This window comes from Rossellomorea oryzaecorticis (genome assembly GCF_045897515.1).
In the GTDB taxonomy this organism is placed as follows: Bacteria; Bacillota; Bacilli; order Bacillales; family Bacillaceae_B; genus Rossellomorea; species Rossellomorea enclensis.
On record NZ_JBJOSA010000005.1, the window covers coordinates 48,413 to 71,545 of the forward strand.

General features: G+C 41.3%; 24 protein-coding genes. 6 read left to right on the forward strand and 18 right to left on the reverse strand.

Annotated features, from left to right (window positions below; all coding sequences use genetic code 11):
* Positions 1-16: 16 nt before the first annotated feature.
* Genes ACKA06_RS07710 through ACKA06_RS07720 form a run of 3 tightly spaced genes read left to right on the forward strand, consistent with a single transcriptional unit; the run spans position 17 to position 3,797 of the window.
* Positions 17-997, forward strand: coding sequence for an ATP-binding protein (locus ACKA06_RS07710; protein WP_159362045.1), 981 nt, complete (start codon positions 17-19; stop codon positions 995-997).
* Positions 994-2,571, forward strand: a complete 1,578-nt coding sequence (locus ACKA06_RS07715; protein WP_159362044.1) for a TniQ family protein — start codon at positions 994-996, stop codon at positions 2,569-2,571. The genes ACKA06_RS07710 and ACKA06_RS07715 overlap by 4 nt, the downstream gene beginning before the upstream one ends.
* A 44-nt stretch (positions 2,572-2,615) precedes the next feature.
* Positions 2,616-3,797 carry a hypothetical protein gene (locus ACKA06_RS07720; RefSeq protein WP_159362043.1) on the forward strand — a complete coding sequence of 394 codons (1,182 nt, stop codon included), beginning with the start codon at positions 2,616-2,618 and terminating at the stop codon, positions 3,795-3,797.
* Positions 3,798-4,417: 620 nt separating this feature from the next.
* Here ACKA06_RS07720 and ACKA06_RS07725 read toward each other — a convergent pair.
* The 11 genes from ACKA06_RS07725 to ACKA06_RS07775 form a co-directional block, all read right to left on the reverse strand.
* Complete coding sequence (locus ACKA06_RS07725) at positions 4,418-4,873, reverse strand: PH domain-containing protein (protein ID WP_411159383.1); 456 nt, start codon at positions 4,871-4,873, stop codon at positions 4,418-4,420.
* Between the two features lie 95 nt (positions 4,874-4,968).
* Positions 4,969-5,439, reverse strand: a complete 471-nt coding sequence (locus ACKA06_RS07730) for a staygreen family protein (RefSeq protein WP_198257601.1) — start codon at positions 5,437-5,439, stop codon at positions 4,969-4,971.
* A 40-nt stretch (positions 5,440-5,479) separates the two neighbouring features.
* Positions 5,480-6,271: a hypothetical protein gene (locus ACKA06_RS07735; protein WP_032088499.1), complete on the reverse strand. Its 792-nt coding sequence runs from the start codon at positions 6,269-6,271 to the stop codon at positions 5,480-5,482.
* Between the two features lie 98 nt (positions 6,272-6,369).
* Positions 6,370-7,797 (reverse strand): alanine/glycine:cation symporter family protein, encoded by a 1,428-nt coding sequence (locus ACKA06_RS07740; RefSeq protein ID WP_032088500.1) that lies wholly within the window; start codon positions 7,795-7,797, stop codon positions 6,370-6,372.
* A gap of 286 nt (positions 7,798-8,083) precedes the next feature.
* A complete protein-coding gene (parC, locus tag ACKA06_RS07745; RefSeq protein ID WP_411159384.1) occupies positions 8,084-10,513 on the reverse strand; it encodes a DNA topoisomerase IV subunit A in 2,430 nt (809 codons plus the stop codon).
* Positions 10,514-10,516: 3 nt separating this feature from the next.
* Complete coding sequence (parE, locus tag ACKA06_RS07750; RefSeq protein ID WP_098151233.1) at positions 10,517-12,466, reverse strand: DNA topoisomerase IV subunit B; 1,950 nt, start codon at positions 12,464-12,466, stop codon at positions 10,517-10,519.
* A gap of 317 nt (positions 12,467-12,783) precedes the next feature.
* The gene (locus tag ACKA06_RS07755) at positions 12,784-13,194 is read right to left on the reverse strand and encodes a CoA-binding protein (protein ID WP_197670936.1); all 411 of its coding nucleotides are present in this window, start codon (positions 13,192-13,194) and stop codon (positions 12,784-12,786) included.
* Positions 13,195-13,342: 148 nt separating this feature from the next.
* The gene (locus ACKA06_RS07760) at positions 13,343-14,242 is read right to left on the reverse strand and encodes an ABC transporter substrate-binding protein (protein ID WP_411159385.1); all 900 of its coding nucleotides are present in this window, start codon (positions 14,240-14,242) and stop codon (positions 13,343-13,345) included.
* A gap of 22 nt (positions 14,243-14,264) precedes the next feature.
* The gene (locus ACKA06_RS07765) at positions 14,265-14,924 is read right to left on the reverse strand and encodes an ABC transporter permease (protein ID WP_032088505.1); all 660 of its coding nucleotides are present in this window, start codon (positions 14,922-14,924) and stop codon (positions 14,265-14,267) included.
* Positions 14,921-15,898, reverse strand: coding sequence for an ABC transporter ATP-binding protein (locus tag ACKA06_RS07770; RefSeq protein ID WP_411159386.1), 978 nt, complete (start codon positions 15,896-15,898; stop codon positions 14,921-14,923). The genes ACKA06_RS07765 and ACKA06_RS07770 overlap by 4 nt, the downstream gene beginning before the upstream one ends.
* Positions 15,899-16,034: 136 nt before the next feature.
* Complete coding sequence (locus ACKA06_RS07775; protein ID WP_411159387.1) at positions 16,035-17,330, reverse strand: purine/pyrimidine permease; 1,296 nt, start codon at positions 17,328-17,330, stop codon at positions 16,035-16,037.
* A gap of 244 nt (positions 17,331-17,574) precedes the next feature.
* On the opposite strand from ACKA06_RS07775, the gene plsY reads away from it, so the two are divergent.
* Entirely contained in the window at positions 17,575-18,162 is a 588-nt protein-coding gene (plsY, locus tag ACKA06_RS07780; protein WP_411159388.1) for a glycerol-3-phosphate 1-O-acyltransferase PlsY, read from the forward strand.
* 229 nt (positions 18,163-18,391) lie between these two features.
* The gene (locus ACKA06_RS07785) at positions 18,392-19,546 is read left to right on the forward strand and encodes a CapA family protein (protein ID WP_198257606.1); all 1,155 of its coding nucleotides are present in this window, start codon (positions 18,392-18,394) and stop codon (positions 19,544-19,546) included.
* 330 nt (positions 19,547-19,876) lie between these two features.
* Here the strand turns inward: ACKA06_RS07785 and ACKA06_RS07790 are convergent, their stop codons facing one another.
* On the reverse strand, positions 19,877-20,137 hold the full coding sequence (locus tag ACKA06_RS07790; protein ID WP_064565588.1) for a hypothetical protein: 261 nt from the start codon (positions 20,135-20,137) through the stop codon (positions 19,877-19,879).
* A 129-nt stretch (positions 20,138-20,266) separates the two neighbouring features.
* Between ACKA06_RS07790 and ACKA06_RS07795 the strand changes: the two genes are divergently transcribed.
* Positions 20,267-20,557, forward strand: a complete 291-nt coding sequence (locus tag ACKA06_RS07795; protein ID WP_032088510.1) for a HesB/YadR/YfhF family protein — start codon at positions 20,267-20,269, stop codon at positions 20,555-20,557.
* Here the strand turns inward: ACKA06_RS07795 and ACKA06_RS07800 are convergent.
* From ACKA06_RS07800 to ACKA06_RS07825, 6 genes are all read right to left on the reverse strand, one after another.
* On the reverse strand, positions 20,539-20,898 hold the full coding sequence (locus tag ACKA06_RS07800; protein WP_411159389.1) for a hypothetical protein: 360 nt from the start codon (positions 20,896-20,898) through the stop codon (positions 20,539-20,541). The genes ACKA06_RS07795 and ACKA06_RS07800 overlap by 19 nt on opposite strands.
* A gap of 18 nt (positions 20,899-20,916) precedes the next feature.
* On the reverse strand, positions 20,917-21,348 hold the full coding sequence (locus ACKA06_RS07805) for an acyl-CoA thioesterase (RefSeq protein ID WP_032088512.1): 432 nt from the start codon (positions 21,346-21,348) through the stop codon (positions 20,917-20,919).
* A gap of 155 nt (positions 21,349-21,503) precedes the next feature.
* The gene (tlp, locus tag ACKA06_RS07810; RefSeq protein ID WP_032088513.1) at positions 21,504-21,737 is read right to left on the reverse strand and encodes a small acid-soluble spore protein Tlp; all 234 of its coding nucleotides are present in this window, start codon (positions 21,735-21,737) and stop codon (positions 21,504-21,506) included.
* 81 nt (positions 21,738-21,818) lie between these two features.
* The gene (locus tag ACKA06_RS07815; protein ID WP_032088514.1) at positions 21,819-21,962 is read right to left on the reverse strand and encodes an acid-soluble spore protein N; all 144 of its coding nucleotides are present in this window, start codon (positions 21,960-21,962) and stop codon (positions 21,819-21,821) included.
* A gap of 113 nt (positions 21,963-22,075) precedes the next feature.
* On the reverse strand, positions 22,076-22,222 hold the full coding sequence (locus tag ACKA06_RS07820) for an FbpB family small basic protein (RefSeq protein WP_071617582.1): 147 nt from the start codon (positions 22,220-22,222) through the stop codon (positions 22,076-22,078).
* 94 nt (positions 22,223-22,316) lie between these two features.
* A complete protein-coding gene (locus tag ACKA06_RS07825) occupies positions 22,317-22,916 on the reverse strand; it encodes a peroxiredoxin family protein (RefSeq protein ID WP_318293516.1) in 600 nt (199 codons plus the stop codon).
* Between the last annotated feature and the right edge of the window lie 217 nt (positions 22,917-23,133).

The window sequence follows — 23,133 nt, forward strand, 5'->3', positions numbered from 1 at the left end:
AAAAGAGGAACAGTTTATGGAAGAGAAAATAATTAGTAACCATAACCGACCATCTATCCCGATAGGTGGACACCCAGTTGAGACTGGGGACTACATCATTGACACAATTGCAATTAACGAAATATTAGAACCAATGAGACACTGGATACAAATGAGGGTTCCAGGTGGAATTATTTATGGTGCTCCTAGATTAGGAAAGACAAGAGCGATCAAATATATTCAAAATACGTTTGACTACAAATACCCAAACCAGTGGTTGAATTTGAAAATTAAGACAAGAAAAAGAAAAACACCAAGTGAAGATGCATTTTTCGAATTCTTCTTAAAGGATGTAGGACACGATTTGTACTCACAAGGTAAAGCAGTTGCCAAAAGGAACCGGTTATCAAATTTCTTATTGGATAAAGGGGATCAGACGATTAGAAAGCAAATCGTATTATTTATTGATGATGCCCAAAGGTTAACTGACATTGAATTTGAGTGGCTTATGGACATATATAATGAACTCGATTCATTCGGTATTACTTTAACGACGATCTTAATTGGTCAAAATGAACTTACCCATCGTCGAAGCACTTATTTAACAACAGCAAAGCAAATTGTCGGAAGGTTCATGGTGCATGAAGAAAGATTTTACGGAGTTAGAGAGATGGACGAATTATCCTATATGTTATCTTCTTATGACGAAGTAACAGAGTTTCCAGTTGGGAGTAATTGCAGCTATACAAACTTCTTTTTCCCAAATGGATTTAATAAAGGTTTTAGATTAGAAAATGAGGCAGAATATATTTGGAGTTCATTGTTAGAGTTAAGAGCCGAAAATGGAATAAATAAAAAAGTGGAAATCCCAATGCACTACTTAATTTCAATCGTTAACCATGTACTGCTAGAATACGGTGCAAATAACGTTGGTAATATTGACTGGCCCACAAAAACATTATGGAAAGAAGCAATCAAAGTATCTGGTTTCATTCACGCGGAGGTGCTTCAGTCATGAAATCAGGGAAGTTAGTTTTTTCCTATGCAGAATTGAAAAACACAAAGACTACATGGAGATCTAGCTGGATTTTAGATTACGAATCACCTTGGAGCATAATTCAAAAATTTTGTCACTATAACTCAATTTCTTTTAGGCAATTCCTATTAGAGGCTGGAAATGACGATGTGCGTAAATTGAAAGGGAAAATTGGACAATATCATAAGTCTTTTTACAACTTAAATGGTTTGGACGAGAATATAGTGAAACAATTAATAAGTTTTCCTTTGAAAGAAAAGAACGAAGAATTACTTGACGATATTATAAGTCCTCTCTTTAATGAAGATTTTTCTTTATATCAATATTTTAGTACAATCTTACGCTTCTGTCCGCTCTGCCTTGAAAAGAAATATCACTCCACACTCCATCAATTCAATTTTATTAAGGAATGTCCATTTCACCAAATAAGCTTATTTGCAAATTGTCCTGAATGCAATGAAAACTTTCCATATATACTTGAAGATAATAGCTTTTCTTTAGATTATAAATGTATATGTGGGTTCGAATTTTCCTCAAATAAAATTAATCCCTTACCATCGCAAACATTTAGACCAATTATTAGAGCGCAAGATTTAATAAGTTGGTTCTCATTAAAAAAGAGCGAAATTAATAAAGTTAGAAATAGTATTATTTTTAATGAGAATTTAGTATCTAACAACGATGAAAAGAAATCATTTAAATACGACCTTAGCTTTTTATTACATTCACTTGACCAGAAGTACATGACTGCAACGATTGGTGAAAATTATGATTATCTAGAGAAAAGGTTAGTGAGAGAGAGAAGAAGAAAAGCTAAATGGATTAAAAGCGTACAGATTTATGAACATACTTTCTCAAAAGAAGATTTAGAAGATCTTCATGAGAAATCAGATAAAGTATGCTCAAGTATTGCTCGGAATTTAAGAAATACTACGCTGAAATGTCATAGGGGTTGTATAGTCGAGTTAACAAGATATAGAGAAGAAATTCCCAATAATGAGTTATGTCCTTTAGCTATTGCTTATACTCTATGGAGAGCAAGACTGCAACGTTTTAACAGTTATAAAGATGTGGATAATGAGGGAACCCAGCCATTTTTCAGGGAATATATATATAATTATGGATTTCCTGTGGATCAGTATAATTTTTCGAATTACCTATCTCAATTAGAATATGGAGAAATCTTCCCCGAAAATTATTCTATATCAAAGGTAAGTTACTCCTGGATAACGCTTCACTTAGTTTCAGAATTAATCCTTGCTGAGTTCTATAGATGTTTAGAATATGCTTTGCAAAGGAGAGACCCTCCAAAAGAAAAGTTTTCAGTTAATTCAATCTACAGTTTAAAATACTTCCCCTTACTTATAATCAGGAAAGAAGGTAAAATATTCAAAAAAATAAGAAAAGATTCTCCTGATTTATTTTCACTATTAGAAAATGCAAAGAAAAATTGCAATTGCCCTCAGTTCACAGAAAGGGAGAGACGCAAAAGAAAAAAAGCAAGGGGTGTATATTATAAGAGGAATCCGTTTAAAGAGGCGATTGACAATATGTAAACCTGTCTATAATGATAAAAAAGCGACGGGCAGGTAATCCTTTTATGTTCACATGGAAAAATGTTTGGGTACAGCCGTATGAATCTATATTAAGTATTTCTGAAAAATTCAAATTCTGTAATCAAGTTTCTAATATAACCGAGAAGAGCATGGCACCATTTTGGGAAGAAATATTAGGGGATTCAATTGAAAACAAAAAAGCCAAAGAGGATCTTTCCATCCCTATATTGGGGAGAAGAATACTAAACAATTTTTGTTATCCAAAAGTAAGGGTATGCCCAATTTGCATTAAAGTTGGTTACCATAGTTACTTACATCAATTTACTCTTATATCAAAGTGTCCGTTTCATTCAGTCGAATTAATTAGTGGTTGTCCATCATGTGACAAACAGCATCCCTACAAAAGAGTAATCCCAAATTTTTCACTATATCTGTGCCCCTGCGGGTATGAATTTGCATCTGATCTATCTAAGCTAATGAATGGACAAGTATCTACACATACTTATGATTTACCAATGAAACAAATTAGATCGTGGCTTGAATCTGATTTGAGAATTAAAAAATCAGTAAATATTTTCAGATTGAATGGCATCATACCATTGGAGCTGTTTGAATTAATTAAAAACGATAAATCTGGTGAAAAGTTTACAATCACCACTTATGAATATAGAAGAGTCAAAGGGATTAGTAAAGCAAGATTAGATAACATTTTTCATTCTTCAAGGAAAATAGTCAGTTCTATTAACCGACACCTAAAAAGTAAAATGACTATTGAGGAATTAAGAAGTGTTAAACTAATTTCTAGGAATTCACTTAGTGAAATAAAGTATACAAGAGGATTAACAACATACTTAATATGGAAATTGTATATCAATATAAGCCGAGATCTTCGTTCCATTGAAAACGGCAAGGAAAGGTACCCAGTAATATATGAACAACCAAAATTTGCTGCGAAATTGTATGATGTAATTTTATATGACCTTTATGTAATCCTTAAGCTCCAAGAAGCATCTGAAGAAGATATAGAGAACTTTCTATTAATGATACTTTCTAGATCGTTAATTTTTGAATATAATCGGATATCAAGGCAATTAACCAAAGTTAAGAGTAGTACTCTTGAAAAGATTCTTTACGGTGATTGGGCTTTTATTAATGACGATATATTTTTTGGAGTAGTAATTCATCCAAAGCGTCAGAAGGTATATGTAATCGAAGAGCTACCATAGGTATAATCTGTCCTTTTGTGTCAATTTGTCTATAAATTTGTGTCATAACAATTAAGGATTAAATTTTATAAGAAGTTCTCAATTTTATAATGAACCCAACAAATCATTCGAACAGTAATTCAAAATTAAAGCAATAGGGGAAGGTTCCTGACTTTTGTGTCAAAAAGGATAGTGTCTAAACTTTTGTGTCACATTTGTCTGTACTTTTGTGTCGCTCGTCAACACGGCTGGTTTTATTGGTTATATAAGAGATGTGAATTTTTTATAAGGTTAACATAATATCAATTCTAGGAACCTAAACAAAAATATCCAAAATAGTCTCATATCAAAAGTATACTATTAATATTGAGACAAAACTAAAAAATTCTGTAATTCTATGGTTATTATCCGTTAGTCAGTTTTGTCTTTAATTTGCTTTTTTCTTTTTTATTGAATTATTAATCACAAAAAAATTATTCGTTCCGCTGCGTATTCATTTTAACCGTCGTTTTGAAATTTTCTTCCCATAAATACATCAATCAAATAAAACTCAAAAAAAATATCAATACGGTTGAATCTGCTGGTTCGTTTCCCAATACCTGCTTCATCATCCATATTGATATAAGTTTACATAATAACAACTACTTTTTCTCCAGATGAACCCTGATATTCGGATTGATTTTCAATAACTCATCTGTAAATTCCTTTTTATCCTTTGGTGAAATATATACAACATTGCTCTGATTATAGTCTATCCTCAGCCGATCCAGTGATAATGCCGGGCTTGAAATCGGATTTTTTGAAGCCTCAATCGACCGGATTGTATGAATGTGTATCGTATAGCGAATCGGACCTGCAGCAATTTTCAGCTCTTCCCCGCTTATTTCATAATAAGTCGCTGCAACCAGCCAGATGATCAGCGCCATTATTGGCACGGTTACAAACAGAGAACCCTGACCATTCCCGCTGTCAGCACCGGGTATTCTCTGAAGGAACTCCAAATCCATGACGGAAGCCAGTGAAGATGCCGCCATCAGTATTAATACAACAATAAGTATAGGAAACAACACTTTCCCTTTTTTGGAGTAAAACCGCATGTATCTCCCTCCTCTTTATTCTTATTACGAATTAGGTTGAAAATGGTTTCAACTAATTGCTGCTATACTAAAAAAGCATAAAGAGCAGCCGCTCTTTATGCTGGATTCAGTTTTAATAAATATTGTCTGGGAGTACCGAAATAAATCACTTGATTGAACTGTTCAAAAACAGACTCGAAATGAATATACACAGGTGCATCAAGAAGCCAAGGGTAATAGGTAAAGAATCCCTCATCACCATTCACGATTGCACTTAGTGCCAGGGGAAGTTCCTTTTTGAAAATCATGAATCTCACCTGTGAAAGCTTTTCATCAAATTCTCCCCCGCTTACGTACACCCTTCCGCAAAGAGTATATTGACCACCGTCCCGGCGCCATTCAGCAAGCACTTCATCCCTCATTTGTGTATTTATTTTAGTGGAATCGTAATGACATCCGATACTTAAGTAAAGATCCCCGGTAATGTCAGAATGAGTCAATGTATATCTTCTATTATCAATGGGAAAAAAGATCGATGCCGGCGGCAAATAGGTTAGAGACAACTTCTCAGGATTGAATTCACTCATATATAAGCCTCCTTCAGAATTTGGCCTGTAATAGTGTATGTCAATCGCCCATTTTCTGTGTCTGCACTGGATCAGCATCCCATTTTATCCCAATGAGATTCCATTTATCATTCTCATAGTACCAGCTGGAAACGGCTGTGCCGATTCCATCAGCTTTATATGCACCGCTGATTTGCTGATAGCCTTTTAACCCCTTCCCCTGTTTTCCTTCTATTTTGGCAGGTTTATAAAACGCAGCGGGCAGTACCATCAGTTCCATCGGTTCATTCAATTTTCCATCCGTATAGATGCCAAGCCGTTCATAATCTTCTTTACGGCTGCTTAAATCAATCGTATAGGATTGATTGGTATCTGGGAATGTAACAACTGCCTTATAGCCGTCTTGAAATTGTCCCTGAATGACAGGTCCTTGGGGCAATCCGAGGTCAATTAACTTGTTCCCTGCAAGAGTATGCAGATTCATGTCATATAGTCCACCGCTCCCTCCTGTTGCTGCAGAGTACAGCATATCTTTGATTCCATCATGGTTCAGATCCACGAACTCCATTTTCGGCTCGTATCCGCCATCATAGTCGATCCGTATCTTACTTCCATTTGATGTAGTAATCTCTGCCCACACCTCTTTCAGGAATAAGGCATCAGGCGAAAAAGGAATGGCCATCAGATTGATCTTATCTTTTTTTCCGTCTCCGGTTATATCTTTTGAGTAAGTATGGATTGTCAATTCAGCTTCCTTTGGTTGTTCATTTGCATCATCTGAAAAGTTTCCGGCGATTGCATGCAGGGACAAAATGAAAAATGCACCAAAAGCAAACAATAATTCTTTACGCATAGTGTCCTCTCCTCAGTAAGATAATTCTCTATTATCTTGACCAGATTAGGAAAAAGTATGTAAAAAAACCAACTCACGAGAGAGTTGGTTTTTTAAAATTATCGATCTCTTGATTCCGTTCCGGGTTTTTCGTCCCAGCATTCAATACCCTTCAATCCTTTAATGGAATTGGAATAGAATACCGGATCTTTTCCCTCTTTCTTCTGGGCACGATAGTCCTTCAGGGCTGCCAATGCGATCTTTGTCAGCAGAGTAATGGCTATCAGGTTGATGACCGCCATGAGACCCATGAACAGGTCTGCCAGTCCCCATACCACATCAAGCTTCACTACAGCTCCGAAAATGACCATTCCGATTACTGCCAATCGATAGATAAATAGAGCCACAGGACTGTACTTGATGAATTCGATATTTGTTTCACCATAATAGTAGTTACCGATTACTGAACTGAAGGCAAATAGGAAAATGGCGACTGCAACGAACGTATCTGCCCATTCACCCACATGGAAGCTGAGGGCAGCCTGTGTGAGCTGTATTCCGTCGATCCCAGTCGTGTACTGGTCGGAAAGGATGATCATGAACGCAGTCGCGGTACAGATGATAAGCGTGTCCGTAAATACACCCAATGTCTGGATCAATCCTTGTTTGACAGGGTGCGTCACCCCGGCAGAGGCTGCAGCATTCGGTGCACTACCCATACCCGCTTCATTCGAGAATAGTCCTCGCTTGATTCCCATCATGATGGCAGCTCCGACTCCGCCGCTTACCACTTCCCTAAGTCCGAACGCACTTTCAAAAATGATGGCGAACATATCAGGGAGCAAAGTGATATTGGTAATCAGGATATAGAGCGCAAGTATGATATAAAGGATTGCCATGATTGGAACCAGAATCTGCGTGACGCTTGCAATTCGCTTGATCCCTCCAAAGATGATGACTGCTGTCAGTACAGCCAGGATGATCCCGGTCGTTAAACGATCAAAGGAGTAGGCTCCTTCCATAGCGAGGGAGATGGTATTCGATTGAACTGAGTTGAATACAAGACCAAAACAAAAAGTGATGATGATGGCGAAAAGGATTCCCATCCAGCGTGCATTCAGGCCTTTTTCCATGTAATAGGCAGGTCCTCCGCGAAAACCGTCTTTCCCGTCATTCACTTTATAGATTTGAGCAAGAGTACTTTCAATGAAGCTGGTTGCACCGCCTAGCAATGCAATAAGCCACATCCAGAAAACCGCTCCGGGGCCTCCCCCCGCAATAGCAGTTGCTACTCCGGCAAGATTCCCGGTACCTACACGGGAAGCAGTACTGATGGTGAATGCCTGGAAAGAGGAAATCCCTCTCTTCCCTTTTGCTGAAATGGTTGTTTTATCCGTAAGCAGCCGTCCCATCTCGGCTATATAACGGAATTGCACAAACTTAGTACGCAAGGAAAAATAAAGACCAAGGCCTACAAGGCCGGCGATCAGGATATACCCCCACATAAAATCATTCAGAGTTCCCAGTATTGAATTAAATAACTCCATACATATTTCCCCCTTCTAGTTGTAATAAAATGTAAACGCTTGAACCTATGTATGTTTACCCACAGTGACACTTTTTTAATCTACCAAATAAACAATATCCAATCAAATATTAATGAGATTTTGATGTAAAAATATAAATAATCCGCTTGGGAAGCTTAAGAAATCTTGCCCATTTCGGCATGTATCCTTATTTTTATACAAAATTGATCCTGTGAGGTGAGAGCTTCAGAAAATCTAATAAAAAAGCAGGCGGCCAAGAAAAAGTTCTTAGTCGTCTGCCTATTATTTATTTATCTTCCATCGTAGTTAAGATGCTGCGGACCACAGCTCCGCTTTCCGACTCATCCATAACAAATGAACCATTGGAGTAACGGTCGTTTGCACGGAGGTCTCTTATCCTGACATATTCCGTCCTGCCTTTTGAGCTGATGAGTTCTACTTCATGTGTATCATTTACAATCTCAATCGAAGCCACTCTATGAGGGTTTGATTTAAGCTCACGGAGCATGATGACGCCGCGTTTAGCACGGCTAGTTCTTTCGAATTCGGACAGTTTCATCTTTTTCACTGCCCCTCGGTGTGTGACAAGGAAGACAAACTCCTTATCCCGAGCGGTCACAATCTTGCCTGAGACTACAAAGTCCCCTTCTTTAAGGTTGATCCCTTTGACTCCTGCAGCTCTCGGACCGACGACACTTACCTCTTCTTCGGTGAACCACAATCCGTAGCTCTGACTGGTGGCAAGGAAGAGGTCATGCTTGCCGTCTGTGAGATGAACATCAACCAGTGTATCGCCACTTTTCAGGTTGATGGCCACAAGAGGTCGTGAATATCTCTGCGCTTTATATTGTGCAAGCTCGGTCTTCTTCGTCATTCCGTTCTTGGTGATGAAAAGAAGATATTGATCTTCTGTGAAATCCTTGACCGGAATGGCCTTTAATACCTGTTCATCGCGGTCGATCGGCACGATGTTGCCCACATGCTGCCCGAGGTCTTTCCAGCGTATATCAGGCAGTTCATGTACAGGGCAGTAAATATAATTCCCCTTGTTGGTAAACACAAGGAGGACATCGGTAGTGTTCATTTCATATTGGGCGAGCAGCCTGTCCGTTTCCTTCATGGCGAGGTCCTGCCCGTTTGAAGCACTGTAAGAACGAAGACTCGTGCGTTTAATGTAACCATCCTGAGTAACCGTCACCATGACGTCTTCACTTGCAATCAATACTTCAAGATTGATCTTAAGTTCTTCGATTTTATCTTCGATCTTAGTCCTTCTTGCATCTGCAAATTGTTTCTTGATCGCTTTTAACTCTTTTTTAATGACACTCAATAACTTGTTTTCGCTTTCGAGGATAGACGTCAATTCAGCAATCAATTTATCCAATTCTTCCGCTTCACTGCGAAGAGCAGTGATATCGGTGTTTGTCAGGCGGTATAATTGCAGGCTGACGATTGCTTCAGATTGGGCTTCTGTGAAACCGTACTTGTCTATCAAATTGTTTTTTGCATCTTTTTTATCCTTGGAAGCACGAATGGTCGCGATCACTTCATCAAGGATCGATAATGCCTTCATCAAGCCTTCTACAATGTGCTGACGGTCGCTGGCTTTCTTCAAGTCATACTTGGTGCGATTTGTAACCACTTCTTTTTGGTGGGTGATATAGGCATCCAGCATCCCTTCGATCCCCATGAGCTTCGGACGGCGGTTATGGATGGCCACCATATTGAAGTTGTAAGAAATTTGAAGGTCGCTGTTTTTATAAAGATAATTCAGTACGCCGCTCGAATCCGCATCCTTCTTCAATTCGATGACAATCCGCAATCCTTCCCTGTCTGTCTCATCGCGTACCTCTGCGATCCCTTCGACTTTCCGGTCTACTCTGAATTCATCCATCTTTTTGACAAGGTTCGCTTTATTGATTTCATAAGGGATTTCTGTGATGACGATCTGCTGCTTGCTTCCGCGGATATTTTCCACTTCAGCTTTCCCTCGGACAACGATTTTCCCTTTTCCTGTTTCGTATGCCTTTTTGATACCATCCACACCCTGGATGATTCCCCCGGTAGGGAAATCAGGTCCTTTCATGACGGTCATTAAATCATCGACCGTACATTGAGGCTTCTCGATTCTCATAATCGCTGCATCGATCACTTCACCTAAATGATGGGGCGGGATATCCGTTGCATAACCTGCAGATATCCCCGTCGAACCATTAACCAGGAGATTAGGGAACCGGGATGGCAGGACTGTCGGTTCACTTGACGTATCATCGAAGTTAGGGATGAATTCAACCGTATCCTTATCGATATCCCGGAGCAGTTCCATCGAGATTGCTGAAAGCCGGGCTTCTGTGTAACGCATCGCAGCAGGGGGGTCTCCATCTATACTCCCATTGTTGCCGTGCATTTCTACAAGGAAGTTACGTACTTTCCAATCCTGACTCATCCTTACCATCGCGTCGTATACGGATGTATCACCGTGGGGATGGTAGTTACCGATTACATTACCGACAGTTTTGGCAGATTTACGGAACCCTTTTTCCTGCGTGTTTCCGTCCACATACATGGCATAAAGAATTCTTCGCTGTACCGGTTTAAGTCCGTCCCTTGCGTCAGGCAGCGCACGTTCTTGAATGATGTATTTACTGTATCGTCCGAATCGGTCGCCCAGCACCTCTTCGAGAGGCAAATCTTGATATCTTTCCACTGTTGTCATATATTACCCCTCCTCCTGGACTGTAATGTTCTCATTTTCCAGAATGCTGCCGTCTTCTTCCAATCCGAAAGCCACATTGCTTTCAATCCACTTACGGCGCGGCTCCACTTTGTCCCCCATCAATGTGGTCACACGGCGTTCAGCACGTGCAGCATCATCGATCCGTACTCTGATCAAAGCGCGCGTCTCGGGATCCATGGTCGTCTCCCATAATTGATCTGCATTCATTTCACCAAGACCTTTGTATCTTTGGATCATATACCCTTTCCCGATTTTCTTCATGGCACCTTGAAGCTCTTCATCTGTCCAGGCATATTCTATTTTCTCTTTCTTCCCTGTTCCTTTGCTTACCTTATAAAGCGGCGGCAGGGCAATATAGATTTTACCTGCTTCAACAAGCGGCTTCATATAACGGTAGAAGAATGTCAGAAGCAGGACTTGGATATGTGCTCCGTCGGTATCCGCATCAGTCATGATGACAATCTTATCATAATTAATGTCATCCACGTTGAACTCAGGTCCGACTCCGCCTCCGATGGCATGGATGATGGTATTGATCTCTTCATTCTTGAAGATATCCTGCAATTTCGCCTTTTCAGTATTGATGACTTTACCGCGGAGAGGCAGAATAGCCTGGAACTTACGGTCACGTCCCTGTTTGGCAGATCCCCCTGCAGAATCACCTTCGACAAGGTACAATTCATTTCGCTGAGGGTTTCTCGATTGGGCAGGGGTCAGCTTGCCAGATAGAACGGTTTCCGACCTTTTTCGTTTCTTACCGTTCCGTGCATCTTCCCGTGCTTTTCTCGCTGCTTCCCGTGCCTGGGCTGCTTTGATCGATTTCTTGATCAGAAGCGAGCTTGTATCCGGGTTTTCTTCAAGAAAATAAAGCAGATGTTCTGAAACGACGGAGTCCACTGCTGAACGGGCTTCACTGGTACCAAGCTTTCCTTTTGTCTGACCCTCGAATTGAAGCAGTTCTTCCGGGATCCGCACCGATACGATGGCTGCGAGACCTTCTCTGATATCTGTCCCTTCAAGGTTTTTATCACGATCTTTAAGGATGCCCGTCTTACGTGCATATTCATTGAACACCCTGGTCATGGCTGTCTTGGCTCCGGCTTCATGGGTACCGCCGTCTTTAGTTCGTACATTATTAACAAATGAGAGGATATTCTCAGAAAAACCGTCGTTGAACTGAAAAGAAAATTCTACTTCTATGTTATGGTTAGAGCCTTCAAAAAAAGCAACTTTGTGAAGGGAGTCCTTTTCTTCATTTAAGTATTGTACGAATGCCTGTATGCCGCTCTCATAATGAAACACTTCTTTTTGGTCATGACGCTCATCTTTGATTTCAATTTTCAAGCCTTTCAGCAGGAAAGCTGATTCTCTTAAACGTTCACACAAAGTGTCGTAATTATAAGTAGTGGTGCTGAATATACGGGGATCTGGTTTAAAGTGGATAAGTGTACCCGCTTTTTTTGTATTGCCGATCCTTTCAAGAGTCGTTGCCGGTTTCCCTCCGTTTTCAAAACGCTGTTCATACTTGATCCCGTCTCTTTCAATCGTAACGACAAGCCACTCGGAAAGCGCATTAACAACAGAGGCACCTACCCCGTGCAGACCGCCGCTTGTCTTATATCCTCCCTGACCGAACTTACCGCCGGCATGAAGGACCGTAAGGATGATTTCAGGTGTGGGCTTACCCATTTTATGCATGCCGGTTGGCATCCCCCGTCCCCTGTCCTGTACGGAAATACTGTTATCTTTATGTATGGTGACGATGATTTCATTTCCGAAGCCCGCTAAAGCTTCATCTACTGCATTATCTACAATTTCATATACTAAATGATGCAGCCCTCTTGTATCAGTAGAGCCAATGTACATCCCAGGTCTTTTGCGAACGGCTTCCAAGCCTTCTAAAACCTGAATTGCATCATCATTATAAGCCATGGGCTGTGTCTTGTTGGCCACGAACATTCCCCTTTCAAACTTCTCTGCCCGTATATAAAAACGTATACGGGATTTTATGTTCTCTTATTATCATAACACAAGAACACTTGTTCGTTTACCTGTTTTTCATCATTTCAAGTAAACCACTATGCTATATTGTAGCGCTTAATTTCATTTTCGCAAATTAATTTTATGAATAGCCCCTGAGTCAAAGTATACTTTTTTCCCCCTATTCACTTAAAAAAGAGTGTGAATTCAAGACATCAATGCGGTCCGAAAAAAAGCAAGCGGTAGACGCCGCTTGCACCCGGATAGAACTATTTGGTTAAAGCATGTTCAACCTTTATGCATCGGTCCATAATGACCGTGTAGCCTCGTTCTTTAAGGAAAGAGTAAGCTTCTTCGTTCATGACACCCAGCTGTGCCCAGAATATTTTTGCATCTATCTTATCAAATTCACGTGCGAGGTCAGGCAGAAATTCCGATCGCCTGAAAATATTGACAATATCAACAGGGCCTTCAATTTCCTCTAACGAAGCGACTGCTTTCACTCCAAGAGCCGAGTCGATGACCGGGTTGACCGGTATGATCTCGTAGCCCTGATCCTGCATGGCTTTTGATACCGAGTGAGAAGTTCGTTCGGGATTGTCGCTCAGTCCCACGACTGCTATCCGCTTGGATCGTTTTAGAATCTGTCCGATTTCTTCACGTGTTGGATTTTCGATCATGAAAATGCACCGTCCTTTTGAATATCCTTGTAAGCGTTCTAAAGTCCTATTCTCTTTTTATAGCATAATATCCTTTATTTTTCAAAATTTTACGAATAAGTCTTTCAAAGATAAAGTGAATCCTGGATTGGATTCACTTTATCTTTGATTATTCTTTTATTAAGCCTTTCGAAATGAGGAATTCCCTGGCGACATCTTTTGGTTCTTTCTTATCGATGTCCACCTTGGCATTCATCTCGCTCATTTCTTTTTCAGATATCTTGCCTGCCAGTTCATTCAGGACATCTTCCACTTCAGGGTGCTCTTTCAGTACTTCCTGTCTGATGATCGGAGCAGCATGATATGGAGGGAAGAATCCTTTATCATCTTCAGTTGACTTCAGATTGTACCTTTCGATCCTTCCATCGGTGGTAAATGCAGGAATGATATCGACATCACCATTTTTAACGGCTTCATACATGATGTTTGGATCGTAGCTTTCTTTCGCTTTGAATTCAAAGCCGTATGCTTTAGAGAAAGCGTCATACCCATCTCCTTCGCGTTCATAGAATTGATGCGGTGCTCCAAAGCTGAGATCTTTGGAAAGAGGAACAAGGTCAGAGAATGTCTTGGCATCAAAATCCTGATCTTCTGTGTAAGCAAGTGTATAGGTATTTTCAAATCCAAGGGGTTTTAACCAGGTCACATCAAATTTCTTCTCATACCCTTTTCTTACTTGTTCGAGAATTTCGTCTCCTGAAGCTCCTTCAGCTGCCTGTTCTTTGAGCACGGCTTCCAGTCCCGTTCCTGTGTATTCAACATACACATCAATATCGCCTTTCTCCAAAGCGGGTGTGAGGATCGAAACCTCTCCCAACCCTTCGTCAACCTTAACATCAAGGTCTGTTTTTTCCTTAAGTAACTCAGCCATGATCTGGGTAAGAATAAATTGTTCAGTCCACATTTTCCCCGAAACAGTAATCGTGTCTTTGCCGCCGTTGTTTCCACAGCCTGCAATCAATAAGGATGCAGCCAGCAGAATGATGATAGGCGAAAATATTTTTTTCATATGTATGCTCCTTTTCATTTTTTTATTTACGGGCTTTCAAGCCTTTTGGTGTCGTTGCCTTTTCTAAGAGTCTTAACAGAAAATCAAAAAATAATGCCAATAATGCAGCCGGGACCGCTCCTGCAAGTACAAGGGAATTATTCCAGGTGGAAAGCCCTCGGTAAATCAGGTCACCCAGTCCTCCTGCCCCGACAAATGTTGCAAGCGTTGCGACACCTACTGTCAACACGGTTGCGGTCCTGATGCCGGCCATGATAAAAGGCAGGGCAAGAGGCAGTTCGACCTTGAATAAAAGCTGAGAGTTCGTCATTCCCATTCCTTTTCCTGCTTCTATGACCCCTTCATCCACTCCTGCAATGCCGGTGAATGTGTTCCTTAATATCGGAAGCAGGGCGTATACAGTGAGGGCGATGATAGCCGTTGTGCTCCCTGTACCGAGAAGCGGGATCAGGAACCCGAATAATGCAAGACTCGGTATGGTTTGAAAGACAGCGGTGATCCCAATATAGAATTCTGCAATATTCTTTTTTCGTGAAATATAAATCCCAAGCGGCAATGAGATGACAATCGCGATGAAAATCGATACGAATGAAAGATATAGATGCTCTACCAACCCCGTCATGATGGCATCAGAGCGGTTTGTAATCGTAGTGATGAATGATAGCGAAAGGGCATGAATCATTGTGACTGTGCCTCCCTTCTTTGTTTTGAAGCGACCGCTTCCAGGATATTGCTTCTGGATACACTTCCGATGCGCCGCCCCTCTTTTGTTACGACCAGAATAGGAGGTTCCTTTGAAACATAGAGAGCCGCAGCTTCAGCTATCGTGGCATCATGCGGGATGCTTTCGAATTCAGATTCATCATATTCCAGAATAATCGGATCTTCACTCATGATATCCAAAACGGACATTTCTTTTTTGCCTTCATCCAGCCGGTGTTCCCCGATAAAGGAACGTACGAATTCATTTGCGGGGGAAGAAACCAATTCGCCGGGTGAAGCAATCTGTTCGATTCTCCCGTCTCTCATGACGGCGATGTCATCGGCGATTTTAAGCGCTTCATCGATATCATGCGTGACAAATACAATAGTCTTATGTATAGAACTTTGGATATGCTTCAGTTCGTCCTGCAGCTGCTCCCTGCTGATCGGATCGAGTGCACTGAAAGGTTCATCCATCAGGATAATAGGAGGTTCTGCCGCAAGTGCGCGTATGACACCGACACGCTGCTGCTGGCCGCCGCTCAGCTCCAGGGGATATCTCTTCCGGTAGGTTTCGGGTTCGAGCCCAACCAGATTCATCAACTCGTCCACCCGGTTTTCATACTTTTCCTTCTTCCAGCCCTTCAATCGGGGAATCAGGCTGATATTCTCTTCGATCGTCATATGCGGGAGGAGGCCGATGCGCTGAATGACATAACCTATATTCCTTCTCAGTTCCACTTCATCCTCTTCCGATATGTCCCGTCCGTTGATTGTAATCGTACCGCTTGTCAGTCCAATCAGCTTATTGATCATTTTCATTGTGGTCGTTTTACCGCATCCGCTTGGCCCGATCAACGCGACAAGTTTTCCTTCGGGGATAAGCAAGTCAATTCCCTTTATCGCTTCTGTCCCGTCTTCATACACTTTCCTGACATTCTTGAACTCAATCATGTAACCACCTGCCTGAATCTAGTCTAAACATATTAAGAATACCCCCAATATTAACTGGGTAAACATGTCGGAATCCTCATAAGAAAATTCTTCCACACAACCATGCTATACGAAAAAAAGCAAGTAAACAAATAGTTTACTCGCTTTTCATGGATTTATCAGATTTTGCCTTAACCGTCTGCTCTACTATGATTCCAGTTACGGTACCAAGAATCAATCCGTTATTGAGCAGTGAAGCTGCTGCGACTGGTACATCCGTGAAAGCATCGGCGGGCACGAACATCGCTCCGACACCCACAATCAGGGAAATACCTGCAACAAAATGCGTACGCTCCATATTTGTTTCTTTTTGATATTCACCGAGCGCAAGCCCCACCATCTTGATAAAGATGACAGTCGTGACAGCATATCCTACGGGAGCAGGCAGACTCGCAAACACATTCATCACTTTTGGAACGAGAGAGATGATGACGATCAGGGCACTTCCCGCTATGAACGGTAATATGCGGTACATTTTGGTGGCAGTCACAAAGCCTGCCGATCCGGATATCGGAACAGAACCGATTGCAGAAAATAACCCCCCCAGAATCTGATTGATACCGGATGCAAACCCGCTTGCAGTATAGCGTTCATATACAGGTTCGTCTTTTGATCTCATCACTTCCTCCATGACCCTGATAGAGGCAATCATATTTGTCGTAAGCAGGAAGGTGATGAAAACAGCCGTGACAATAACACCAGTATCAAAAGCTGGTGCCCCAAAAGCGAAAATCTGAGGCAGGGAGAACCAAGAAGAATCCGAAACCGTTACATGACCGCCAAGCCCCATCGCAGCAAAAATGATCCAGCCCGCAATAAGGGCGAGGATGATGGAATACTGTTGAATCCAATTAATCTTATGGCTTGAAAAATAAAGTGCAATCAGGATTGTCAGCACACTTCCAAGCAGCACGACCGGCTGCAGTGTTTCCGTTTCCCCGCTGATTCCGAACATCCCTTTCACAAACGACCCGCTCAGCTGTAAAATCAGCAGCATCAAATAGACGAATGTGATGGTCGGAGTAAATAGTGTGGTCAGTTTTTTTAGCAGGCCGGACGCACTCAGAATGAAGAAAATGATTCCACTGACGATCATCCCGCCCTGCAGGACAGTCAGTACTTCCAGCTGGCTGTTGTAAAGGGTCCCTGAGAACCCTGCATAAATAGCAAACACACCCCACCACAATCCAGCAGGCCCTTCATTGATTGGCAGTTTATGCCCGATCAAAGCCTGGATGAGGCTTGCTGCACCCAGCACAAAAATAGTGCGCTGTATGAAGCCGGCTGTCTCCGCCGGCGGCAGTTGAAATAAATCCGCTATTGCAATGGGAGCGGCAATTGACCCTGCAATCATAAAAGCCACCCATTGCAATGCTGATAAAAATAAATGCATTGAATATTCACCTTCTGTTCATCTAGTGTCAGCTTGATGCATCATCAACTGAATGTTTCGCTCAATCGCCAACTTTTATCATATGGCGTATTCATTTTACCACACGCAAGAGGGAATTCCCGGAAATTCAACCTGATTTAATGATATTATCTAGTTTTATGAACAGGTACTAAAAAAAAGCCTGATTTTCTCCCGTTTTCATGGTAAAATAAAGAACGCAATACATAAAAAAGGAGCAGTGATCATGTTTTATGCCCTTATCCTTGTTATAGCTTATCTGCTTGGTTCCATCCCCTCAGGGTTGATCATCGGAAAGAGGTTCTACGGAATAGATATACGGGAACATGGAAGTGGAAATCTCGGCGGTACGAACACTTTCAGAACACTTGGTGTGAAAGCAGGGCTTATCGTCACCATCATGGACATCCTGAAAGGGACAGTCGCAGCATTATTGCCGCTGTTTTTCAGTGTTGAACCAAAGATGTTCATGCTGGTGGCCGGTATATTTGCGGTAATCGGACATATGTACCCGCTTTTCGCAAACTTTCGGGGCGGAAAAGCCGTCGCTACGTCCGGAGGCGTCCTTTTGGGGTACGATCCCCTGTTGTTCTTCATTTTACTGGCTGTCTTCTTTCTCGGATTATATGTATCTAAATACGTTTCCTTATCTTCGATGATTGCTGCCATCATTGCTTTTACTTATACGTTATTTACCGGGGATATACCCTTGATGATTGTTGTAGGTGTGCTTGCCTTCTTTGTCATCTACAGGCATCGGGCAAATATTGTACGCATCAAAAATAAAACCGAACCTAAAATCAAATGGCTTTAAAAGGAACAAGCGGCTGAAAATCATTCAAAATATGAATGGCTTTCAGCCGCTTTTTTATTTACCTTCTCATCATCGTTTTGACGTGCATGGCCATCAGGCGAAGCACATAAATAGAATACGGTTACTCCGCTATTGATCAGGCAATAATGGTATAAATAGTGATTCCGCTTTTCATATTTTTCCTGTAAAATAATGTTGTGTATGTGAAAAAGGACAAAGGGGTTAGAACATGAACAAAAAGATGTACTATATGGGTTTATTTCTCGTGATTCCATTGGTAATGGTGATAGGATACTTGATTACTGACCAATATAAAAGCTGGAATTCGGATAAGCAGTCCGCCAAGACTTCCCTTCTTCATGCGACGCGGGAAGTGCAGGCAGAAGGAAAGACCATGAAATCCACCGCCAGCATAGCTGCCATCGGTGACATCCTTCTCCACAATACAGTATATAATGATGCAAAATCAGGGTCCGGATATAACTTTTCCCCGATGTTTGCACCCGTTAAGGAGATGCTGGCAGAACCCGACTTCCTGATAGCCAATCAGGAATCCACGCCGGGCGGAAGTGAGATCGGCCTATCAAGCTACCCTCTATTCAACAGCCCCAAAGAGATTGTTAAATCGCTTCAGGATACAGGTGTGGACGCAGTCACCACAGCAAATAACCACTCGCTGGATCAAGGGGAAAAAGGACTTCTGAGTGCAATCGATTACTACGAAAAGATTTCAATGCCGTATGTGGGAGCTTTTAAAAGCCCGGAAGATAAAAAAAGAATCCGTACATTCAATGTGAATGGCATCAAGTTTGCCCTGCTTTCCTATACGTATGGCACGAACGGAATCCCGGTACCCGAAGGAAAGGATTACCTGGTCAATCTTCTGGATGAACAGAAAATGGTTGCCGAAATCAAGAAAGCCAGGGAAATGGACGTGGATCTTGTTGTAATGAGCCTTCACTGGGGAAATGAATACCAACGTTTTCCTACTGACGAGCAACAAAGACTTGCAAAGGTTTTGACTGATAACGGTGCAGATATTATTTTCGGTCATCACCCACACGTACTGCAGCCTATTCAGACATATAAGACCAGTGATGGTCGTGACGCTGTTGTCATCTACTCCCTCGGGAATTTCCTGTCAGGTCAAAAAGATGATTTCAAGGACATCGGCGGCATGGCAGAGATACAGGTGGAAAAACAACAGAGTCCAGCGGGTACAGTTATTACTTATCCATCAATCGAGTTCCATCCTACGTTTGTAGCTGAGAACAATTATAATAATTATCGTATTTATCCGCTTGATTTTGCTCAAAAAAATGGATTCATCACATACTCAGAAGAAGAGATGGTATCTCATATGATGAATGGAGTTGCGCAATAAGAAATGCGATGAATTATCATTTGAATATCATCGCATCTGTGCAGAGCTGTATAAATGCCCCGTTTATACTAAGCGGGGTCAAAAGTTTTTTTACTAAGTAAAACCCGAACTAATTTGCCTGACATGAGGCAAATTAGTTCGGGTTTTCAATTGTTCATTGTACTTTTAAGGGGTTTGCTCATTCAGCGGTTGATTGGAGTGCAAGAAGAAGACTCCTGCGGGAAGCGTAGTCTTGCACGGAAATCATTAGCGTTGTTTAAAATTCACTCTAAAATGTTCGTCTTTTGACATTGGATTTTAGTTTTGTTCCAACTTCTTTTCTCCATCCGTTTAATGTGTTCCAAATAGTACATGATTGAAGAAGATTCCACCTAATGCAAGGATGGCCAAGACTAGATTAACGGTCAGGAATGTGTTTTTCCTGCTTCGATAATAAAGTGTGACCATACCATAATAAAGAAGCGCAGATATGATAATAAATGTGCCTGCTTCTATCTTATAGCTCGCTTTTTCCAGCTGTAAGAAGGTCAATACACCAAGCCCCCCGAATATCAGGGCCCCGATATAATATAAAAGTGCCTGAGTTTTCAATAACCTCACTCCTTCTGTGCGAAATAGTTGATGTTACTGTGTTGTTATGTACATAATATTAAGACGGTCTCCGGTTTGTCCAGGAGAGCCGCGTTGGAAAATCATTGTAGCGAAAGGAGTCCTTTGCTTATGAACATACATATATCACAAGATGCCCTCCAATGGTTCAAGGACGAAATGCTCGTAAATGAAGGCGAATATGTCCGTTTTTATGTACGCTATGGAGGTTCCAGCCCTTTGCATGACAGTTTCTCATTAGGCGTCATGAAGGAAGAACCTATAGAAGCTGGTGAACTCATCGAGGTTGAAGACCGCATGTTTTTTGTGGAAGAAAGGGATCTGTGGTACTTTGATGGACACGATCTACATGTTGGTTTCAATAAAGAACTCGAAGAACCACTTTATGAATATAAAAAATAAACTGGTGCTGAGGACTGATCAATGGATCCGTCCTCTTTTTTTTCAATGAAACGTTTAATTTGATCATGCAGGCCTTCCTCTTTCAAGATATGGAGCTGAGTATCGCCCATAAGATCAAAATGTGGAAAGCCGTCTCCCCGTATATGGATCCATTCTTTTTTCAATCCATACTTTTTACCCCATTCAGAGAGTTTCTCAAGATCCGCACATCCTGCTTTCGTAATGGATTTGACTGCAGGGAAACGTTCGTCCACCCAGAAATGTGTGATGAATGCCACTTCACCCTTTCTGACCTGTTCTTTCCAGTTGTCCAGTTCTCTCCTGTTTACCCCAAACGCCATTTGACTTCCTCTCTTCTTCTATTGCTGATCAGCCTGCTTTTTTGCCTTTTCATAAGCTTCATGCCAATCCGGAAACATTCTGCGGATTGATATTGGTCTGAAACTTTCCTTCTTGACGCAAACATGTTTTGACTGCCCGCTGACTGCCAGCTTATTTTCCTCATTATAGATTTCGTATGCATATGTAATTCTGATTCCGTCATATTCTTCAACCCATGTTTTCACAAGCGCTTTCTCACCATATCTCACCGGTGTCTTATAACTTATAGTAAGATCCACGACAGGAGACAGGATCCCGTCTTTTTCTACCTCTGCATAATTAAATCCGAGATCTTCAATAAGTTTGGTTCTCCCTAGTTCCATCCAGATGAGATAGTTCGCATGGTAAACGACACCCATTTGATCAGTTTCAGCATACCTTACTTGAACTGTGTTTTCTGAAATATGCACTCTGTGCTCACCTCTGTAATTATTTCAATCATGTTACTAATAGTAACACAGTAGCGCCCGTCATTGTATAAATACGCTTGCTGCTGACCCGCATGGAAAAAACGCGAATATGCCCTTTTATAGGAACATATTCGCGCGTTGTACCAGGGAATTATTTACTGGTTATTATTTTGACCGGCTTCATCTTTGATTTCGCTTCGGAATGCCTCAAGACTTTCGCGGCGGCGTTCATTCTTGGCCTTGATAGACTGAAGCTGTTCTTCACTGTCAGTGAAAGCCATGGATTCTTCTGCTTTTTCCATGTTTTCAATCGTATGCTGAACCATTCCCTGAAGCTTCTCGACGTTGTCACTGCGATCATCCGGATTCGGTTTACTGTTCCATGCCATCTTGAATTCCCCCTTAGTTGTTTGAAGACAAACCACAAACTGGGTCGGTCCCTTCATTATTTTTCTTCAAACTAAGTGATGTTATTCACCTTTTGTCTGGATTACCTGTGCATGCTTTCCGGATTTATCTTGCATCTGCTTTCCTTTATTTCCACCAGCTTCTCTCGATTGGGTTCCGATATGATTTGGATTGAAATGCTTGTTGTTTCTTTTAGGATTGCTCATTGTACTTCCCCCCTTACTAGTATCATTTCCATTTTAGAGAGGAATGTTAGGCGTAATAATTGGCAGGAGTATATTATTATCCGTATAAATAAAAAATAAAGCCTCGTAAATGATTACTCGGCTTTATTCAGGGGTCGCTTGATTTCAAATCGTGCGTCAATTCTTTCTTCAATTGCATTCATGGCTTCCTGATCTAGAAGCAGCTGTTTTTTGTTCTCTTTTACCAGGTCGGCAAAAGATTTCTTTCTTGGTCTGCGCATATAAAGGAAAACCTCACTCTCTTTATCGACTTGTACAAATAGTATATCCAAATTTCAGATATTTTAAACAAAGGTCATAAAGAGAGCCCTTCCCTTATTTTATTAGTGCCTTGAAGGCTTCCAGGCTTGTGATTGCACCGATTTGCTTATGGGTGATATTACCCTGTTCATTGATTACGTAAGTTGTCGGAACCGTTAGAATATCATAGGCCTTATTGATCTTATCATCTTCATCAAGAAGGATAGGAAAGGAAAGTCCCAATGATTTTTGATATTCCTTAACGTTATACTGAGGATCAATATTGATGGCGAGGATCTCGATTTCATCACGATTCTTCTGGTAGAAGTCCTCCATGACCGGCATTTCTTCTTTACAAGGGGGACACCAGGTTGCCCAGAAGTTGATGATCACTTTTTTACCTTTGAATTGTGACAGTGTCACTTCTTCACCCGATAAGTTTTTTAGTTTGAAGTCAATGGCTTTATCCCCTGCATTAGGTCCCGGAAAATGTTCAGCTGGTTCTGAGCTGTCAGCTGCTTCACTTTCTTCAACATCAATCAGCTGGTCGAAGGATTGATTGACAGATGCCTGTTCAAACTGGTCTTCGGAAATATCATTAGGGCTGGACTTATTTTCAACATAAAAAGTGTAGACCAATAATGCGATAAGCAATACTCCAAAAAAAGATTTCAAAAGTCCGTCTCTCCTCTTCCGATTAGTTGCTTATATTAGCATATGATGGCTTGTCTCAGTTTAGTCGTGAATAGTGGGTAAATTATGAAGGAAACTTTGTGTTAAATGGTTTTAGATTAGAACTCGGTTATTCAAACTATAAAGCCAATAACTTAAGACGAACATTTTAGAATGAGCTTCAAACAACGCTATTGATTTCCGTGCAAGACTTCGCTTT

Excerpts from the sequence above, each read along its gene's own strand:
- ACKA06_RS07710 (WP_159362045.1), top strand. The coding sequence starts at position 17 with ATGGAAGAGAAAATAATTAGTAACCATAACCGACCATCTATCCCGATA.
- ACKA06_RS07715 (WP_159362044.1), top strand. The coding sequence starts at position 994 with ATGAAATCAGGGAAGTTAGTTTTTTCCTATGCAGAATTGAAAAACACA.
- ACKA06_RS07720 (WP_159362043.1), top strand. The coding sequence starts at position 2,616 with ATGTTCACATGGAAAAATGTTTGGGTACAGCCGTATGAATCTATATTA.
- ACKA06_RS07725 (WP_411159383.1), bottom strand. The coding sequence starts at position 4,873 with ATGCGGTTTTACTCCAAAAAAGGGAAAGTGTTGTTTCCTATACTTATT.
- ACKA06_RS07730 (WP_198257601.1), bottom strand. The coding sequence starts at position 5,439 with ATGAGTGAATTCAATCCTGAGAAGTTGTCTCTAACCTATTTGCCGCCG.
- ACKA06_RS07735 (WP_032088499.1), bottom strand. The coding sequence starts at position 6,271 with ATGCGTAAAGAATTATTGTTTGCTTTTGGTGCATTTTTCATTTTGTCC.
- ACKA06_RS07740 (WP_032088500.1), bottom strand. The coding sequence starts at position 7,797 with ATGGAGTTATTTAATTCAATACTGGGAACTCTGAATGATTTTATGTGG.
- parC (WP_411159384.1), bottom strand. The coding sequence starts at position 10,513 with ATGACAACAGTGGAAAGATATCAAGATTTGCCTCTCGAAGAGGTGCTG.
- parE (WP_098151233.1), bottom strand. The coding sequence starts at position 12,466 with ATGGCTTATAATGATGATGCAATTCAGGTTTTAGAAGGCTTGGAAGCC.
- ACKA06_RS07755 (WP_197670936.1), bottom strand. The coding sequence starts at position 13,194 with ATGATCGAAAATCCAACACGTGAAGAAATCGGACAGATTCTAAAACGA.
- ACKA06_RS07760 (WP_411159385.1), bottom strand. The coding sequence starts at position 14,242 with ATGAAAAAAATATTTTCGCCTATCATCATTCTGCTGGCTGCATCCTTA.
- ACKA06_RS07765 (WP_032088505.1), bottom strand. The coding sequence starts at position 14,924 with ATGATTCATGCCCTTTCGCTATCATTCATCACTACGATTACAAACCGC.
- ACKA06_RS07770 (WP_411159386.1), bottom strand. The coding sequence starts at position 15,898 with ATGATTGAGTTCAAGAATGTCAGGAAAGTGTATGAAGACGGGACAGAA.
- ACKA06_RS07775 (WP_411159387.1), bottom strand. The coding sequence starts at position 17,330 with ATGCATTTATTTTTATCAGCATTGCAATGGGTGGCTTTTATGATTGCA.
- plsY (WP_411159388.1), top strand. The coding sequence starts at position 17,575 with ATGTTTTATGCCCTTATCCTTGTTATAGCTTATCTGCTTGGTTCCATC.
- ACKA06_RS07785 (WP_198257606.1), top strand. The coding sequence starts at position 18,392 with ATGAACAAAAAGATGTACTATATGGGTTTATTTCTCGTGATTCCATTG.
- ACKA06_RS07795 (WP_032088510.1), top strand. The coding sequence starts at position 20,267 with ATGAACATACATATATCACAAGATGCCCTCCAATGGTTCAAGGACGAA.
- ACKA06_RS07800 (WP_411159389.1), bottom strand. The coding sequence starts at position 20,898 with ATGGCGTTTGGGGTAAACAGGAGAGAACTGGACAACTGGAAAGAACAG.
- tlp (WP_032088513.1), bottom strand. The coding sequence starts at position 21,737 with ATGGCATGGAACAGTAAACCGAATCCGGATGATCGCAGTGACAACGTC.
- ACKA06_RS07815 (WP_032088514.1), bottom strand. The coding sequence starts at position 21,962 with ATGAGCAATCCTAAAAGAAACAACAAGCATTTCAATCCAAATCATATC.
- ACKA06_RS07820 (WP_071617582.1), bottom strand. The coding sequence starts at position 22,222 with ATGCGCAGACCAAGAAAGAAATCTTTTGCCGACCTGGTAAAAGAGAAC.